This is a genomic window from Streptomyces sp. NPDC039609 (assembly GCF_055596705.1).
On sequence record NZ_JBVIUJ010000007.1, the window covers coordinates 452233 to 469003 of the forward strand.

General features: G+C 72.8%; 14 protein-coding genes and 1 tRNA gene. 14 read left to right on the forward strand and 1 reads right to left on the reverse strand.

Features of this window, described 5'->3' with window-relative positions; translation table 11 throughout:
- Positions 1 to 17: 17 nt before the first annotated feature.
- The 5 genes from ACZ561_RS23275 (at position 18) to ACZ561_RS23295 (ending at position 6086) form a co-directional block, all read left to right on the forward strand.
- Positions 18 to 1220 carry a DNA polymerase III subunit delta' gene (locus tag ACZ561_RS23275; protein ID WP_470998170.1) on the forward strand — a complete coding sequence of 401 codons (1203 nt, stop codon included), beginning with the start codon at positions 18 to 20 and terminating at the stop codon, positions 1218 to 1220.
- Positions 1221 to 1269: 49 nt separating this feature from the next.
- Positions 1270 to 2814, forward strand: a complete 1545-nt coding sequence (locus ACZ561_RS23280) for an alpha/beta hydrolase (RefSeq protein WP_470998172.1) — start codon at positions 1270 to 1272, stop codon at positions 2812 to 2814.
- A gap of 97 nt (positions 2815 to 2911) precedes the next feature.
- Positions 2912 to 2985: transfer RNA gene (locus ACZ561_RS23285), tRNA-Thr, on the forward strand.
- 264 nt (positions 2986 to 3249) lie between these two features.
- Positions 3250 to 4452 carry a S8 family peptidase gene (locus ACZ561_RS23290; protein WP_470998175.1) on the forward strand — a complete coding sequence of 401 codons (1203 nt, stop codon included), beginning with the start codon at positions 3250 to 3252 and terminating at the stop codon, positions 4450 to 4452.
- Positions 4453 to 4631: 179 nt separating this feature from the next.
- The gene (locus tag ACZ561_RS23295) at positions 4632 to 6086 is read left to right on the forward strand and encodes a hypothetical protein (protein ID WP_470998178.1); all 1455 of its coding nucleotides are present in this window, start codon (positions 4632 to 4634) and stop codon (positions 6084 to 6086) included.
- Positions 6087 to 6188: 102 nt separating this feature from the next.
- Here the strand turns inward: ACZ561_RS23295 and ACZ561_RS23300 are convergent, their stop codons facing one another.
- Complete coding sequence (locus ACZ561_RS23300; protein WP_470998181.1) at positions 6189 to 7223, reverse strand: LuxR C-terminal-related transcriptional regulator; 1035 nt, start codon at positions 7221 to 7223, stop codon at positions 6189 to 6191.
- A gap of 276 nt (positions 7224 to 7499) precedes the next feature.
- Between ACZ561_RS23300 and ACZ561_RS23305 the strand changes: the two genes are divergently transcribed.
- The 9 genes from ACZ561_RS23305 to ACZ561_RS23345 form a co-directional block, all read left to right on the forward strand.
- The gene (locus ACZ561_RS23305; protein ID WP_470998184.1) at positions 7500 to 7715 is read left to right on the forward strand and encodes a hypothetical protein; all 216 of its coding nucleotides are present in this window, start codon (positions 7500 to 7502) and stop codon (positions 7713 to 7715) included.
- Positions 7716 to 7719: 4 nt separating this feature from the next.
- Positions 7720 to 8610 carry a beta/alpha barrel domain-containing protein gene (locus ACZ561_RS23310; RefSeq protein WP_470998187.1) on the forward strand — a complete coding sequence of 297 codons (891 nt, stop codon included), beginning with the start codon at positions 7720 to 7722 and terminating at the stop codon, positions 8608 to 8610.
- A gap of 153 nt (positions 8611 to 8763) precedes the next feature.
- Positions 8764 to 9267, forward strand: coding sequence for a cupin domain-containing protein (locus ACZ561_RS23315; protein WP_470998191.1), 504 nt, complete (start codon positions 8764 to 8766; stop codon positions 9265 to 9267).
- Positions 9264 to 10856, forward strand: a complete 1593-nt coding sequence (locus ACZ561_RS23320; RefSeq protein WP_470998194.1) for a class I tRNA ligase family protein — start codon at positions 9264 to 9266, stop codon at positions 10854 to 10856. The genes ACZ561_RS23315 and ACZ561_RS23320 overlap by 4 nt, the downstream gene beginning before the upstream one ends.
- A complete protein-coding gene (locus ACZ561_RS23325) occupies positions 10849 to 13119 on the forward strand; it encodes an FAD-dependent oxidoreductase (RefSeq protein ID WP_470998198.1) in 2271 nt (756 codons plus the stop codon). The genes ACZ561_RS23320 and ACZ561_RS23325 overlap by 8 nt, the downstream gene beginning before the upstream one ends.
- Positions 13120 to 13190: 71 nt before the next feature.
- Entirely contained in the window at positions 13191 to 14441 is a 1251-nt protein-coding gene (locus ACZ561_RS23330) for an APC family permease (RefSeq protein ID WP_470998201.1), read from the forward strand.
- Positions 14442 to 14458: 17 nt separating this feature from the next.
- The gene (locus ACZ561_RS23335) at positions 14459 to 15775 is read left to right on the forward strand and encodes a lysine N(6)-hydroxylase/L-ornithine N(5)-oxygenase family protein (RefSeq protein ID WP_470998204.1); all 1317 of its coding nucleotides are present in this window, start codon (positions 14459 to 14461) and stop codon (positions 15773 to 15775) included.
- A 99-nt stretch (positions 15776 to 15874) separates the two neighbouring features.
- Entirely contained in the window at positions 15875 to 16585 is a 711-nt protein-coding gene (locus ACZ561_RS23340) for a pyridoxamine 5'-phosphate oxidase family protein (protein ID WP_470998206.1), read from the forward strand.
- A partial coding sequence (locus ACZ561_RS23345; protein ID WP_470998209.1) for a hypothetical protein occupies positions 16582 to 16771 on the forward strand: 190 nt, incomplete at its 3' end. The genes ACZ561_RS23340 and ACZ561_RS23345, both read left to right, overlap by 4 nt.

Below are 16771 nucleotides of genomic sequence, written 5' to 3' on the forward strand. Positions count from 1 at the left end.
CCTGAGGAGGGGCAGACATGGCCGTATGGGACGACCTCGTCGGACAGGCGCGTGTCGAGGAGCAGCTCGCCGCCGCGGCGCGGGACGCCGACGCGCTCGTGACCGCCCATGCCGCCGGCGGGCCGGACCCCGAGGCGTCCAAGATGACCCACGCCTGGCTCTTCACCGGCCCCCCGGGCTCCGGTCGGGCGACCGCGGCGCGCGCCTTCGCGGCCGCGCTGCAGTGCGTGAGCCCGGACCGGGCGCTGGGCGGGGCGCCGGGATGCGGTTTCTGCGACGGCTGCCACACGGCGCTCGTCGGGACGCACGCCGATGTGGAGGTCGTGCGCACGGACCTGCTCTCCATCGGTGTGAAGGAGACCCGCGACCTCGTCAGGCGCGCCCAGCTCTCGCCCGCCGGCGGCCGCTGGCAGGTGATCGTCCTGGAGGACGCCGACCGGCTCACCGAAGGCGCGGGCAATGTGCTCCTGAAGGCCGTCGAGGAGCCCGCGCCGCGCACGGTGTGGCTGCTCTGCGCGCCGTCCCTGGAGGACGTGCTCCCCACCATCCGCTCCCGCTGCCGCCACCTGACCCTGCGCACACCCCCGGTGGTCGCGGTCGCCGACGTGCTCGTACGCCGGGACGGCATCGCGCCCGAGGTCGCCGCCGCCGCCGCCCGGGCCACCCAGGGCCACATCGACCGGGCCCGCAGGCTGGCCACCGACGAGCGGGCCCGGGCCCGCCGCGCCGTCGTCCTGAAGCTCCCGCTGCGCGTCGACGACATCGGCGGCTGCCTCAAGGCGGCCCAGGAGCTCGTCGACGCGGCCGGCGAGGACGCCAAGCAGGTCGCCGAGGAGATCGACGTCAAGGAGACCGAGGAGCTCAAGGCCGCGCTCGGCGGCGGCCAGGGCGGGCGGATGCCGCGTGGCACCGCCGGGGCGATGAAGGAGCTGGAGGAGCGGCAGAAGCGGCGGAAGACCCGGACGCAGCGCGACAGCCTCGACCTCGCGCTCACCGACCTCACCGGCTTCTACCGCGATGTCCTCACCCTGCAGCTCCGGGCGCGGACGCCGCTCGCCAACGAGGACGTACGGGACGCCGTGGAGCGGATCGCCCGTGACACCGCGCCGGAGCGGACGCTGCGCCGGATCGAGGCGGTGCTCGCCTGCCGGGAGGCGCTGGACCGCAATGTCGCCCCGCTGCTCGCGGTCGAGGCGATGACGATGGCGCTGCGCGACTGAGCACGGGCGATTGGACACGGTCCGTACTCGTACGGATACGCTCCGGTCCATGGACTCCAGGCGTTTGCTCCGTACGTCCGCCACGGCCCTCGCGGCCGCCGGGCTGATCCTCTCCGGCTGCACGGGCGGCAGCGACGCCGCGCCCGCGACTCCGTCGTCGGCGGGGGCGCCCGCCCCGACGTCCGACGCGGCCCTGCGGAGCTACTACGCACAGAAGCTCACCTGGCGCGACTGCGGAGTGCCGACCTTCCAGTGCGCCTCGCTGCGCGTGCCGCTCGACTACGCGAAGCCGGCGGCCGGGGACATCGAACTGGCCGTCTCCCGGGTCGCGGCCACCGGCCCCGGCAAGCGCATCGGCTCGCTCCTGGTCAACCCCGGCGGCCCGGGCGGCTCCGCCGTCGGCTACCTCCAGGCGTACGCGGGCATCGGCTACCCGGTCCCCGTCCGCGCCCGCTACGACATGGTCGCCGTCGACCCGCGCGGGGTGGCACGCAGCGCTCCCGTCGAGTGTCTGACGGGCCCGCAGATGGACGACTACACGCAGGTCGACCAGACCCCCGACGACCTCGCCGAGACCGATGCGCTCGCCGCCTCCTTCAAGGGCTTCGCGGCGGGCTGCGTGAAGCGCTCGGGGAAGGTCCTGCCGCGCGTCTCCACGGTGGAGACCGCCCGGGACATGGACATCCTTCGGGAGGTGCTCGGCGACAAGAAGCTGAACTACGTCGGGGCCTCGTACGGCACGTTCCTCGGGGCCACCTACGCCGAGCTGTTCCCCTCCCGCGCCGGACGGCTGGTCCTCGACGGGGCGATGGACCCGTCGCTGCCCGCGATCGACCTCAACCGCGACCAGACCGCCGGATTCGAGACCGCCTTCCGGGCGTTCGCGGCCGACTGCGTCAAGCAGACGGACTGCCCGCTCGGCACCAAGTCGGTCGCCGCGGCCGGCAACAGGCTGAAGGCCTTCTTCCGCGACGTCGACGCCCGGCCCGTACCGACCGGCGAGAGCCGCAGGCTGGGGGAGTCCCTGGCGACGACCGGGGTGATCGCCGCGATGTACGACGAGGCGGCCTGGCCGCAGTTGCGCGATGCCCTGACCCAGGCGATCGGCGGCGAGGGCGCGGGCCTGCTGACACTGGCCGACGCCTACTACGAGCGCGAGGCGGACGGCTCGTACGCGAACCTCATGTCCGCCAACGCGGCCGTGAACTGCCTGGACCTCCCGGCGGCCTTCCGTGGACCGGCCGACGCCGAGAAGGCGGTGCCGTCGTTCGAGAAGGCGTCCCCCGTCTTCGGCAAGAGCCTCGCCTGGGCGGCGCTGAACTGCACCTACTGGCCGACCCCGGCGACCGGCCGCCCCCACCGCATCACCGCCGAGGGCGCGCCCCCGATCGTCGTCGTCGGCACCACCCGCGACCCGGCGACCCCCTACAAGTGGGCCGAGTCCCTGGCGTCCCAGCTCGCCTCCGGAAACCTGCTGACGTACGAGGGCGACGGCCACACGGCGTACGGCCGGGGCAGCGACTGCATCGACACCGCGATCAACGCCTACCTGCTGGAGGGCACGGTCCCGAAGGACGGTAAGCGCTGCACGTGAGGGGTGGCGTGGGCCACGTCGAGGGTGGTCAGGAGCACCCCTCGAAACTGTGTAGACTTGGCGAGGCCGCTGCACCCACCATGGGAACGCACGGCATGCCGCCTTAGCTCAGTTGGCCAGAGCAACGCACTCGTAATGCGTAGGTCTCGGGTTCGAATCCCGAAGGCGGCTCGGATCAGCCCCAGGACTCACTCGCCGTGACCTGGGGCTTTTTCATGCCCTGTTGGGTCGGGACGGGGAGTGCGACGCTCCTGTCACCCTCGTGCGTGCCCCTTGCGTGCCCATGGGTGCGCGGCCGCTCCCTGTCGGGCCGGTCGGCGCCTGCTCGGGGGGTTACTGCGTTCAGCGGGCGTGTTTCACACTTCACTGCGGTAAGTGACCGACTGTTACGCAAAGTGATTGACCTTGATCGTTTCTGCTGGTCATCTCAGGGCCATGCGTACACGAATCAGGTTCGCCCTCGCGGCGGCACTCTCCGCCGCCGTGGCGATCGCCGGGCCCCTCTCGGCCTCGGCCCACTCCGTGCCCTCCCCCTCGGGCGGACCCTCGCTCGCCCCGCTGACCACCTCCACCTCTCCCAAGGTCATCCCGGGGCAGTACATCGTCACCCTGAAGGCGGGGCAGTCGGCCTCGGGTACCGCGCAGCAGGTGCCGGGCGTGAAGCCGCTCTTCACCTACAACCGTGTCTTCTCCGGCTACGCGGCCAAGCTGACGGCCACTCAGTTGGACTCCGTCCGCAAGCTGCCGGGCGTCGCCACCGTCGAGCAGGACGCCACGGTCACCGTGGCGCCCGTGCAGGCTCCCGCGCTGCGGGGCGTCGCGTACAGCTGGGGTCAGGACCGGATCGACCAGCCCTATCTGCCGCTCAACGGCCAGTTCAACGTCGGCACCGGCGGCAAGGGCGCCACCGCCTACATCCTCGACACCGGTCTGGAGTTCGGGCACGCCGAGTTCGACGGCCGGGCGCGGCCCGGCTTCGACGCGATCGGCGACGGCAGGAGCGGCGCCGACTGCAACGGCCACGGCACCCATGTCGGCGGCACCGTCGCCGGTAAGCGGTACGGCGTGGCGCGCGAGGCCGCCCTGGTCAGCGTCCGTGTCCTGAACTGTCAGGGCTCGGGCTCCTGGTCGGGCATCATCGCCGGCCTGGACTGGGTGGCGCAGAACGCCGTCCAGCCGGCCGTCCTCAACGGCTCGCTCGGCGGCCCCCGCAACACCGCCGTCAACAACGCCGCCACCGCCCTGGCCGCCCGGGGCGTCCTGCCCGTGTTCGCCGCGGGCAACGACTCCATCAACGCCTGCAACGTCTCGCCCGCCAGCGCCGCCGACGTGCTGACAGTCGGCGCCACGAACCATCTGGACGAGGAGACGGACTTCTCGAACTTCGGAGCGTGCCTCGACCTCTACGCTCCCGGCGCGGCCATCATCTCCGCCAAGCTCGGCGGCGACAGCATCGCCCTGAGCGGCACGTCCATGGCCGCCCCGCACGTGGCCGGTGTCGCGGCCCTCGCCAGGGCCCAGAGCCCGTCGACCGGCCCGGCGGCCATCGCGACCTGGATCACCGATCACACCGTCAAGGGCGAACTGGTCGTCTCGGGGGGCTCCCCGAACCGGCTGCTCCAGACCGGCGGGCTGTAACACCGTCAGCAGGCAGTGTCGGCCCGGCCGGTTCCACCGGTCGGGCCGACGGCGTGTATGGGGCGGACCCGTCACGAAAGACCAGGTCAAGCGTCTTCACAGGGTCATCACTCGCACGGTCGTCGAACTCGCCTACACTCCCGCAGGCCATGTGCATGGCAATTACACGGGAGGAATGCGTGAAGAGGAGTTTCAAGACGAGGGCGGTGTTGTCCATCATGGCGACCCTCGCCGCGTCGCTGCTGACGGCAGCACCCGCGCAGGCCGTCGACGACCCCGGCCTGGCGCTGGGCAACTTCGAGCTCCGCCCGATCGGCAACCGGGCCGAGCTGCAGGGCCGGGTCGACAAGCTGAACGCCGACCTGCCCAACATAGGCGTGAACTCGATATTGAAGGCGGACGCCCGTCAGGGCACGTGGAGTTCGGGCGTCTGCAACGCGGCGGCCGTCGAGGCCGGCACGAAGCCGGAGAACTTCACCCGGAGCTTCTGCTTCGACGACGCCGACAACGGCAACGCGAACTCCGAGTGGTGGCCGCAGGGCGTGACCACCGTCGCCGACGCCGACGAGGACCAGACCTGGGGCGATCCCGAAGCCGGGTGGAACCCCGCGGACCACAAGCCGATGATGGTCACCTGGTACAACAAGGACGACTGGAACGGCGACAAGAAGCCCGACGACGCGGACGCCGACGGACTGAACACCGAACGCAAGGGCGTTCGTGTCTCCTTCATCGATTCCAGCACCGGGAAGTACGCCCACGTCCTGCTGGTGTACCCGTTCATCAACTCCTCGGGCAACGCCAGCTACATGAGTGTGCGCACCTCGCAGCACTACTCGTCGAGCCAGTACAACTACGGCTCGCTGCACGCCGGCGGCATCGTCTGGTACGGCTACTACCTGTACGTGGCCGACACCAACCGCGGATTCCGCGTCTTCGACCTGCGCAACATCATCGACCTCGGGGCCCTGCCCGCGGACAAGTGGGGCACGTCCAAGACCGCCATCGGCAGGCAGGACGGCGTCTACCACGCCCACGGATACCGCTACATCCTTCCGCAGAGCGACGGCTGGACCAACACCGCCTGCGACACGGTCGAGCCGCCGCCGGGCACTCCCTGCGACATGCAGGACAACGACAAGACGTGCCAGGCGAACGACGTCACACCGAAGACCAGCTTCGCCGGCCTGGACCGCAGCTCCAGCGTCCGCCACATCACCACCGGCGAGTGGTGCGAGAAGGCACAGGTCACGGACGCGTACACGACCGGCAGGGTCATCCGTCGGCCGATGAACTCCAGCGGGGGAACGCCGAAACTGGACGCCAACGGCTATTGGGCGGCCGACGAGGCCTACCGCATCCCCTACAACACGTCGTACACCGACAACGGCGGGATCCAGGGCGCCGCGGTCATCAACGGCACGTACTACCTCAGTCAGAGCCGAGGAATGTCGAACGGCCGGTTGATCGTCGCCAGGCCCGACACCGGCACCGGACGACTCGTAGAGACGTCCCCCCGCCGGGTGTCCGCGATCGGGGTCGAGGACCTCTCCGTCTGGCCCGGTTCGCCGAACCAGCTCTGGACGGTCACCGAACACCCGGGCAAGCGCATGCTGTTCAGCGTCACTCCATAACCGTGTGACCAGCTACGCGGCGCCCGGGACGGCTTCGGCCGGCTCGGGCGCCGCTTCGTTTCCCTGTTCCTTTGATGAACTGCCCGTCGGCGCCGTACGCCGTCAGCCCGTCGGCTGCTCGCGTTCCTGCTGGGCCAGCAGGTAGCCCGCCTGGAAGCGGCTCTCGGCGCCCAGGGCCGCCATCACATCGGCGACGTGGCGGCGGCAGCTGCGGACCGAGAGGCCCAGGCGGCGGGCGATCGCGGCGTCGGTCAGGCCCTCCGTGAGGAGGCGGACGATCGTCTGCTTGAGCTCGTCGGAGATGTCCATGATCGTCTGGCGGTCCCATTCGGTCTCGAACGGGAGCGCCTCCAGCCAGAGGCGTTCGTACGCGCCGACCATGAACGAGACCACGTGGGGTTCACGGATCAGGACCGCCGCGTTCGGGTCGTCCGGGACCGGGATGACCGCCGTCGCGCGGTCGAAGACCAGCATCCGCATGAACTCGTCGTCCAGGGTCCGCACCTGGGCACCCAGCTTGCCGACCCGTTCGACATAGGCGCAGGTGCCCGCGGAGAAGCGGGCCGTGTGCTGGTAGAGGACGCGCATCCGGACGCCGCGGCGCAGCAGCTCCTCGTCCCGGGCGACCGCCTCTTCCAGGACCTCGGCGCGCCGGCCGCCGCCCGGCTGCGCCGTCATGACCTCGCTCTCGCAGGTGCGGCCCAGTTCGGTGATCGCCTCCCGGACCGCCCGGAGATCGGTGAGGACCTCCACGTACTCCGCCCGCCGGAGGTGCGTCATCTGGGACAGATGCGTCTCGTAGAGCGGCATGAACGCCATCAACTGCTCGCGTGTGCGCTCCATGTGCAGGCGCCTGGCCCGCATCTCGCGCTCCAGCGGGCCCAGGGTGCGCTGGACCGCCTCGTCCGGTGGCACCGGCAGGACCCCGCGCTCCGGCGTGCGGCGCAACAGGCCCATGTCGAGCAGGGCCGACACCGCCGACTCCACGCGCGCGAGCGGGAGTTCCAGCTCAGCGGCCAGGTCCGCCGGGCGCGCGGGGAGGTCGGGATCGCGCCCGAGGATCGTCGTGTAGACCCGCGCCGGGGGATCGTCCGGAGCCAGGCCTTCCGGTAGAGCCTCCCCCGGAGGCGCCCCCATGAGTCCGACCGTGAAGCCGCCGCCAGGGCCGCTCGCGAGGCCCTCGGGCCTCTCGCTTCTGTCTGGTATCGCCACCTTTACCCCCGCTTGTGACAGCGTCCTGTTGCTGCCATGCAGCCTAATGAGCCATGCGGTTCGCCCGATAGTCATGCAATCCCGGATACGTTCATCTCACCGCCCACAAGGTCAAAGCTCACAGAGCTCGTGAAGCACGCGAGCCATGCAAATCCCTTGAAAACACTCGGACTCAGTCATCGCGGAAGAGAGAGCAGACGAATGAAGCGGCGGATCCGCAACACCGTGTACGCCACCCTGATCACCGCCCTCGCGGGCCTGGCCACCGTCACCGGCACGCAGCTCGCCGCCGGCGGCGGAGCCGGTGCCGGTACCGAGGACACGGGCTGGGGCGCGGCGGTCGTCAGCGGCACCTACGACACCGGCTGGGGCGCTCCGGTCCCCGGCCCGGGAACGAACGACACCGGCTGGGGATGAATGTATGACGCTGCTCGACTGCACCCTGCGTACCAGCGGGCAGCTCACCGGCGGCGCGCCGTCACCGCAGCTGGTCGCCGACTATCTCGCGGTCTGCGGGCGGCTCGGCATCGACGTGATCGAGCTGGGGTACGTGCGCGATCCCGCCGACCGGACGGCCGGCGCCCCGCTGCCCGAGGTCCTCACGGTCACCCGCGCCGAGCGGTACGGGCCGCGGTTCGCGGTCCTGCTCGACGCCGCCGAACTGCCGGCAGGGGACGGCCCCGCCGCGGCGGCGGCCGACCGGATCGCCGACCGGATCGCCGCCGTCCCACTCCCCGTCGGCCTGGTGCGCGTCGCCGTCCGCTACGACGAGGTGGCGCGGGCCGCCGCCCCGCTGGGACGGCTGCGCGACGCCGGGTTCGGCGTCTGTCTGCTCCTCACCGACATCGACCTCGCCTCCTACCCCGAACTCGACCGCTGTCTCACCGAGACGGCGGCGCTCGGACCGCTCGACGCCGTCTTTCTCGTCGACTCGCTCGGCTCGCTCCGCCCGGAGCGTGTCATCGAACTCGTCCAGTCCACCCGCGCCGCCGTGGTCGCCCCGGTCGGCATCCACGCCCACGACAACCAGGGATTCGCCCTCCACAACACCGTGGTGGCCCGCAGCGCCGGCGCCACCTGGCAGGACGCGGCCGTGCACGGGATCGGCCCCGGAGCGGGCATCACCCGCACCGAGCAGCTCCTCGCCCTGCTCGGCACCACGCCAGGCGATCTCGGTCCGCTCCTCGAACTGATCGCCCTCCACTTCGCCCCGCTCAAGCGACGGTACGGCTGGGGCGCCGGCCCTCGTCAGGTCATGGCCGGCCTCGCCCGGATCCCGGTGACGGCGGTGCGGGGGTTGGACGGGGGCTGACGGGGGCCTGCCCCACCCCGGGCTGCCCTGCCCCGCCCCGCGTCGGAGAGAGACCGGACCCGCGTCGGAGAGATCCCCGCCCTGCGTCGGAGACACGCCCTCCCGCCCGCGTCGCCGTCGCCCGTCACCTGCCGCACGCCTCAGGAGACCCGTATGCCCTTCACCGCACCCATCCTGCCCCCGGGGGAGCCGGCCGTCGCCGTCACCCCGTACGGCAGCGCCGACACCACCCCGCCCGCCCGGCGGGCAGACCGCACAGGAGAGGCCATGGCCGACCGTAGCCCGAACCGCTTCCGCATCGACCGGAGTTCCGCCGAGGAGGAGTTCGGCCTCGCCTGCCAGCGGCTGATTCCGTGGCCCGGCGGGGACAAGGAGCCGCCGGTCGGCGCCATGGCCTGCTTCCTGCGGCCCGGTGGCGACTCCGACCCCGACTGCCACAACCAGGACGAGGTCATGATCATCCTCTCCGGCGCCGGCAGCGTGACCCTCGACGGCGTGCTCGAACCGCCCTTCCGCACGGGCGACATCGTCGTCCTGCCCCGCAATCAGGAGCACGTCGTCCACAACACGGGTGACGAGGAGCTGAGCTGGGTCTCCCTCTACTGGCCGCTGCGCGAGCCCGCCGTCCGTACCGAGAACGAGGAGGTCGCGGCGTGAGCGCGACGCACTGGATCACCGCCACCCCGCCCACGCCCAACGGCGACCTGCACATCGGCCACCTCGCCGGCCCGTACCTCGCCGGTGACGTGCTGCGTCGCTATCTGGTGGCCGAGGGGGCCGGGACCGTCCGGTACACCACCGGCCTGGACGACCACCAGAGCTACGTTCCCGTCCGCGGCTTCAACGACGGCGGGCGCAAGGGCGAGGAGGTCGCCGACGGGTACGGCGCGTCCATCGAGTCCGTCTGGCGGCAGGCCGGTGCCGACTTCGACGCCATCGTCCGCCCGCGCCGTGATGTCGAGTACCAGTCGGTGGTGCAGGAGTTCTTCCAGCGGCTGTACGACGCCGGCCACATCGTCGCCCGTACGCGGCCGCTGCCGTACTGCACCGGCTGTGAGCGCTGGCTGTACGAGGCGCACCTCAAGGGCGGCTGCCCGCACTGCGGCTCCGGTTCGAACGGCAACGCCTGCGAGCCGTGCGGTCGCCCCAACGACTGCGCGGACCTGGTCGAGCCGGTCTGCACCGGATGCGGCGACACCCCCGAACTCCGCGACTGCGAACGGCTCTACTTCCCCCTCGCCCCCTTCGAGGAGCAGCTCACCACCTTCTGGGCCGAGGTCGACATGCCACCGCACCTGCGGTCGCTGTGCGAGTGGATGCGGGCCGAGGGGCTGCCGGAGATCGCCGTCAGCCACCCCTCCGACTGGGGTGTGCCGGTACCGGTCCCGGGCTTCACCGAGCAGCGGATCTACGTGTGGTTCGAGATGGCCCCCGGCTATCTGCTGGAGTGGACCGGCGCCGGGGAGACCGGGCCCGCGCCGGCGCCGGTGCAGTTCTTCGGCTTCGACAACGGCTACTTCCACGCGCTGCTGTTCCCGGCGGCGTTCCGTGCGTACGACGCGGACATCGCGCTGCCGAAGGCTTTCGTGGTCAACGAGTTCTACCGGCTCGAGGGGCTGAAGTTCTCCACGAGCCGACGGCACGCCATCTGGGCGCACGAGGAGCTGGCTCGTACGAGCGCGGACGTGCTGCGCTACCACGTGCTGTCGGACCGGCCCAACGGACGGCAGACCAGCTTCAGCTCGGCCGCGCTCGAGATCAGCCGGTCGCGGCTGGCGGACCGTTGGGACGGCTGGCTGGGCCGACTCTTCGCCGCCGTCGCCGAGGACGGGGGCGTGGTCCCGGCGGAGACGCCGCGGGGTGCTGCCTGGGAGCGGCTGCGCGGGCGACTGACGGAGACCGTCGGACAGCTGCGGGAGGCGTACGGGGTCGAGGGGTACGACGCCCGACGGGCGGTCGCGCTGCTCGACGAAGTCGTCGCCCTGGCCGAGGACTTCGGGTACGTGAACGGCTTCGAGGCGGAGCGCCCGGACGGCGCATCGGCGTACCGCGCCGCGCTGGCCGCGCAGCTGGCCGCGGCCGCCGCGCTGTCGGCGTGGGCCGCGCCCGCGCTGCCGTACGGCTCGGCGCGGCTGTCGGAGCTTCTCGGCCTGCCGGCGGTACGCCCCGTGGACGCGGTGGCCCTGACGCCACTGGTCCCGGGGGCGCCGCTGGCGGCCTGGCCGGGGACGGTCTTCGGTGGCTGAGGTCGTCGGGGGTGTGGGTGCGGGGTCCCCGGGCTTCCATGCCCGGCCCGCTCCCGCCGAGCCTGCCGGTGCCGAATCCGTGCTGCCCCGCGGGGCCGTCGTCGGGCCCTTCTCGGGGCCCCGGGCCGCATGGGGTGAGCACCTGGAGCGGGCCGCCGCCCTGTACGGGGACGTCACCTGGGAGCTGTACGACGACCGGGGAGAGGCGGAGACGGCCCGGCAGATCGCCGAGGCCGTGGTCGCCGAAGGGCGGCACACGCTGGTGATCGGCCACTTCAACAGCGCCGGCGCCCGGGCCGCGCTCCCCGTCTACCGGTCCGGCGGCCTGCCCGTCCTGCTGCCGCTGGCCACGACGCCGGACCTGCTCGCCGACTGCGGGGGCACGGTTCTGCGCTGGTGCCCGGACGACCGTGCCCAGGCGGCGGATCTGCTCGCCGCCGTCGGCGCGGCCGGCCACACCCGGATCGCCGTCACGCACGACGGGACGGCGTACGGGGAGGGCCTGGCGTGCCTGGTACGGGACGCGTGGCACGTGGGCGACCCCGCCCGCCCCGGTGCGGCCGCCGGACTTCCGGCCGGGCCCGTCGTCTCGGACGGCAGCGGTCCGGCGACCGGTGCGCCGCCGGGCGTCGGCCCGTTGGCGACCGGCTTCCGCACGGCGGCGGGAGCGCCGGGCATCGTCTCCACCCCCGGGGCCGACGTGGCCGCGCTCACCGCGCTCGTCGTGTGCGGGACCCACGGCGGCGCCGCGCGGGTCGGCCGGGAGTGGCGGGAGGCGGGCTTCGACGGGGAGCTGTACTTCACCGACGACTGCGCGGTCGACGAGTTCTCCGAGCTCCTCGGGGACGCGAACCGGGGCGCGAACCCGGGCGGGAACCGGGGCGCGCGCGTGGCCCGGATGCGCGGAGGGCCGGAAGCCCACGTCATGGCCGCCTTCGCGGCGGCGACCGAGGCCCTCACCGAGAACCCGGAGCGCACCGGGCGGACTCTGCTCGCCGCCGTACGGGCCCATGCCGACCGGGCGTTCACCGCGCTCGGGGAGCCCGTGGAGGGGAGCGTGGGCTGGGACTTCGTACCCGTACCCGTACCCGCTCCGTCTCGTACGTCGGCGTCGGCGTCGGCGTCGACGTCCTCGGGCGGTGGCGGTGGCGGTGGTCACCGGGGCCGGGCCTACGACGTGATCGTCGTCGGCGCCGGAGTCGTCGGGGCCGCGACCGCCGCCGTGCTCGCCCGGCAGGGTGCGCGGGTGGCGCTCGTCGCGCCGATGGACGGGCGTCGTGACCACGCCACCGCCTGGTCCGGTGGGCTCGTGCGGGCCTTCGAGGCCGACCCGTATCTGCGGGGGCTCGCCCTCCGCAGCCACCAGCTGGCCTGGGGGCCCGCGGCCCTGGTTCCGGGACCGTACGGCTTCGTGCCGACCGGTTCGCTGGTGCTGTGCGGCGACGCCGACCTGGACCAGGCCGAGAAGGGCGTCGCCGAGCTCAATGGCGCCGGGGTGCCGGCGGAGCTGCTGGAGCCCGGAGTGATCGGGGAACGGTTCCCGGGGCTGTCGGTGGACGGGGTCAGCGCCGCCGTGTGGGAACCGGAGGGCGGTTACGCCGATCCGCCGCGCACCGCGCGCGTGTACCGGGACCGGGCGCTGGCCCACGGCGCCCGGCTGCTGCCCGCCCGGGTGCGGGAACTGGTCGCGCCGCCCGGGGCCGACCGGGTCCGCGTCCTGCTGGAACCGGGCGGGCCCGTCGAGGCCCTGGCCGTCGTCCTGGCGGCCGGCAGCGGCACCGGGGCGATCGCCGGCCACCGGCTGAGCGGCTCGGACGCGGGGCGCACCAAGAGCATTCGGTACGGCTTCTTCCACCACCCGGACACGGCCGGACTGCCGACCGTCGTCGACATGGTGACCGGTGTCTGGGGTCGGCCCCAGGTCTCCGGGGAGGCGGCGGGCGGGTACATGGCGGGGCGACCCGTCGACGAGTGGGACGTACCCGCGGGCGGGGAGGACACGCTCACCGACGAGCACGTGGCGTACATCCGCCAGGGCGCGGCCGCGCGCTGGCCCTGGCTCGCGGACCCGGCGACCCGCTTCCTCGGCGGCCGGCAGGGCGTCGACCTGTACACCCCGAACTCCCTGCCCCACCTCGGCCGGGAACGGCCCGACAGCCGCATCGTGCTGGCCACCGGCTGGTCCGGCGCCGGCTTCAAGACGGCTCCGGCAGCAGCCGAACTCGCGGCGGCGGAAGCCCTGGACGTCCTGTCGAGCACCTGACGCCCCCCGGCAGGCCCGGCGGTCCGACGCCGGGCCCGTCCCCAACCCCCACCCCACCGGAGGTGACACCCATGACGGATCTCATGTCCCGCCCCTCGCCCCCCGGCAGGGAAGCGTCCTCGAAGAAGCTCGGCGTACGGGCCCTCGTCGTCTTCTACGTCAGCAGCCTCGTCGGGACCGGCATTCTGCTCGTGCCCGGGCTGACCGAGCGGCAGGCCGGACCCGCCTCGGTGTTGGCATGGCTCGCGCTTGCCGTCTGTTCCTATCCGTTCGCCCGGTTCTTCGCCGAGATGTCCGCCTGGCGGCCCGACGCCGCCGGGCTCGCCGCGATGGTGACCGCCGGGCTCGGGCGACGGCCGGGGCGGGCCGCCGCGCTGCTGCTCGTCGCGACGTACGTCATCGGCAACCCGGTCATGGGCATCGTCTCCGCCCGCTGTCTGCTCGGGCTGCTCGGGCAGCCCGACGGGCCGGTGTACCCGATCGCCATGGGCTTCATGGCCCTGTCCGCCGCGTTCACCCTCCTCGGGCTCACCGCCGGCGCGCGCGTCCAGGCCGCCTCGCTCGTCGTGCTGCTGCTCGGGCTCGGCGGGGCCGTGGCGGTCGCCGCACCGCGGTTCGACGCGGGGGAGTACACGCCGTTCCTGACGAACGGCTGGGACGGCGTCGGCATCGCCGTCGTCACCGCGTTCTTCTCCTTCCTCGGCTGGGAGAACGTCTCCACCCTCGCCGAACAGGTCGACGATCCCGCCCGCAGCTACCGCCGCGCCATCCGCTGGGCCGTGCCCGTCGTCGGGCTGCTCTACGCCGCCGTCACCGCTGCCTACCTGGCCGTCCCCGGCGACGAACCCGTCGTCATCACCGCCCTGTTGGGCGCCTCCCTCGGCGAAGCGGGCGCCGTCGTCGGCGATCTGCTCGCCCTCGGCCTCGCGGTCGTCGCCACCAACGCCTGGGTCCTCGGCGCCACCCGTGTCGTCCGGGCGGCCGCCCGCGACCGCATCCTGCCGCGCTCCCTGGCCGACCGGCCCGTGCCGGCCACCGTCGCCCTGACCCTCGCCTACACGGCCGTCCTCGGCGCCCTGACCGTCACCGACACCGGCGAGGAGCTCGTCCTCATCGTCACCAGCAGCGCCTTCCTGCTGCTGTACGTCGCGGCGGCCGCCGCCGCCCTCCGGGCCCGCGGCGCCGGGCGCGCCCTGCGCACCACCGCCGTCGTGACCCTGGTCATCGCCGTCGTCTTCCTCTCCTTCGCCGGTACGGGCCTCCTGATGGCGCTGCTCCTCGCCGCCGGCTGCGCCGCCCTCACCGCCCGCACGACCTCCTGAAACCGAAAGGCACCACCATGAACGAGACCACTCCCGTCTACGACGTCGTCGGTGTCGGCTTCGGCCCCGCCAACCTCGCCCTGGCCATCGCCATCGAGGAGCACAACGAGCGGGCCGCGCCCGACGAGAAGCTCACCGCCGTCTTCCTGGAGAAGCAGCCTGCCTTCGGATGGCACCGCGGCATGCTGATCCCGGACGCCACCATGCAGGTCTCGTTCCTCAAGGACCTGGCCACGATGCGCAACCCGACGAGCCGCTTCGGCTTCGTGCCGTACCTCCACGACCGGGGCCGACTGGTCGACTTCATCAACCACAAGGTGCTGTTCCCCACCCGCGAGGAGTTCCACGACTATCTCCAGTGGGCCGCCAACGGCGTGGACCACATGGTCCGTTACGGCCTCGAGGTCACCGGCATCCGCGCCGCCACCCAGGCCGGACCGGTCGTCGAGGTCGACGTCGCCGCGCGCGGGGAGGCCGAGGTGGTCACGTACCGGGCCCGCAACCTGGTCCTCGGCACCGGCCTCGTGCCCCGTCTGCCCGAGGGCGTCGACTCCTCTGAACGCCTGTGGCACAGCAGCGAGTTCCTGCACCGGCTCGCCGCGCTGCCCACCGAGAGCCCGCGCCGCTTCGTGGTCGCCGGCGCCGGACAGAGCGCCGCCGAGATCGCCGACCACCTCCACCGTACGTACGAGAACGCCGAGGTCGTCGCCGTCCACACGCGGTACGGCTACAGCCCCGCCGACGACAGCCCGTACGCGAACCGCATCTTCGACCCGGAGGCCGTCGACCTCTACCACGGCGCCGACCCGGACGTCCGGCGCAAGCTGATGGCCTACCACCGCAACACCAACTACGGCGTGGTGGACATGGACCTCATCGAGGAGCTCTACCGCCGCTCCTACCAGGAGCAGGTCCGCGGCGAGCGGCGTCTGCGCATCATGGGCGCCTCGCAGCTGACATCGGTCGAGGCCGACGCCGACGAGGTCCGGGTCCGGGTGCGCAATCTCGCGACCGGTGAGACCGAGGAGCTCACCGCCGACGCCGTCGTCTACGCCATCGGCTACACCGAGCCCGACCCGGCCCGCCTCCTCGGCGAACTGAACGCGGCATGCGAACGCGACGAGGACGGCCGACTGCTCGTGCACCGCGACTACCGCGTGCGGACGGGACCGGAGCTGGAGGCGGGCGTCTATCTGATGGGCGGCACCGAACACAGCCACGGCATCACGGCCAACCTCCTGTCGATGGCCGCCGTGCGGGCGGGCGAGATCTGCGACTCCCTCGCGACCGGCCGCCGTTCCGACAGGCGAGCGCCGGTGGCGGCCCGCGGCTGAAGCCCGTACAACCCGTAGAAGCCGGGGTGGTGCCCACGCGCGCGCCCCGTGCCCAGGACCCATCGCCGTCGCCCACGACGGCCGTACGAAGAGGACACCATGAGCACCGCCGCCGAGCAGGTACCCGCCCCGGACGAAATGGCCGCCACCGAGCGGACCCGGCTGCGCCGGATGCGCCACAAGGGCAGTCACCGGCGCGCCGATCTGGAGGCGGTGCTCGCCGCCGGCTTCCTCTGCCACCTCGGCGTCACCGTCGACGGGACCACGATGGTCGTGCCCACGGCGTACGGCACCGACGGCGACCGGCTCTATCTGCACGGCTCGGTCGCCAGCCGCAGCCTGGTCCAGGCGCCCGACGCGACCGTCTGCGTCACCGTGACGCACGTCGACGGCCTGGTGCTCGCCCGCTCCGTCTTCGAACACGGCGTCAACTACCGCTGCGCGATGATCTACGGCGTCCCGCGGCTCGTCACCGACCCGGACGAGAAGCTGCGGGGGCTGCGCGCGCTCACAGAGCAGTGCGCGCCGGGGCAGTGGGATTACGCCCGGCAGCCCAGCCGGAAGGAGCTCGCGGCGACCGCGCTGGTGGTGCTCGACCTCGTCGAGGCGTCGGTGAAGATCGCCACCGGGCCGCCGGACGACGGGGACAGCGAGGACGCCGCACTGGGGCTGTGGGCCGGGGTGCTGCCGGTCGTCACCACGTTCGGGGAGCCCGTCGCCGATCCCGTCCTGCCGGCCGGCATCGACCTGCCCGCGCACATCGCGGACCGCGCGGGCCGCGTCCTGACCGGCGAGGCGGTCCAGGCATGACGCGCACGAACGCCGACGCGCGAGGCTCCGACCCCGTCGCGCAGGCCGCCGACCGTGCTCCCCGCACGAACGCCGACGCGCGAGGCTTCGCCCCCGTCGCGCAGGCCGCCGACCGTGCTCCCCGCACGAACGCCGACGCGCGAGGCTTCGCCCCCGTCGCGCAGGCCGCCGACCGTGCTCCCCGCA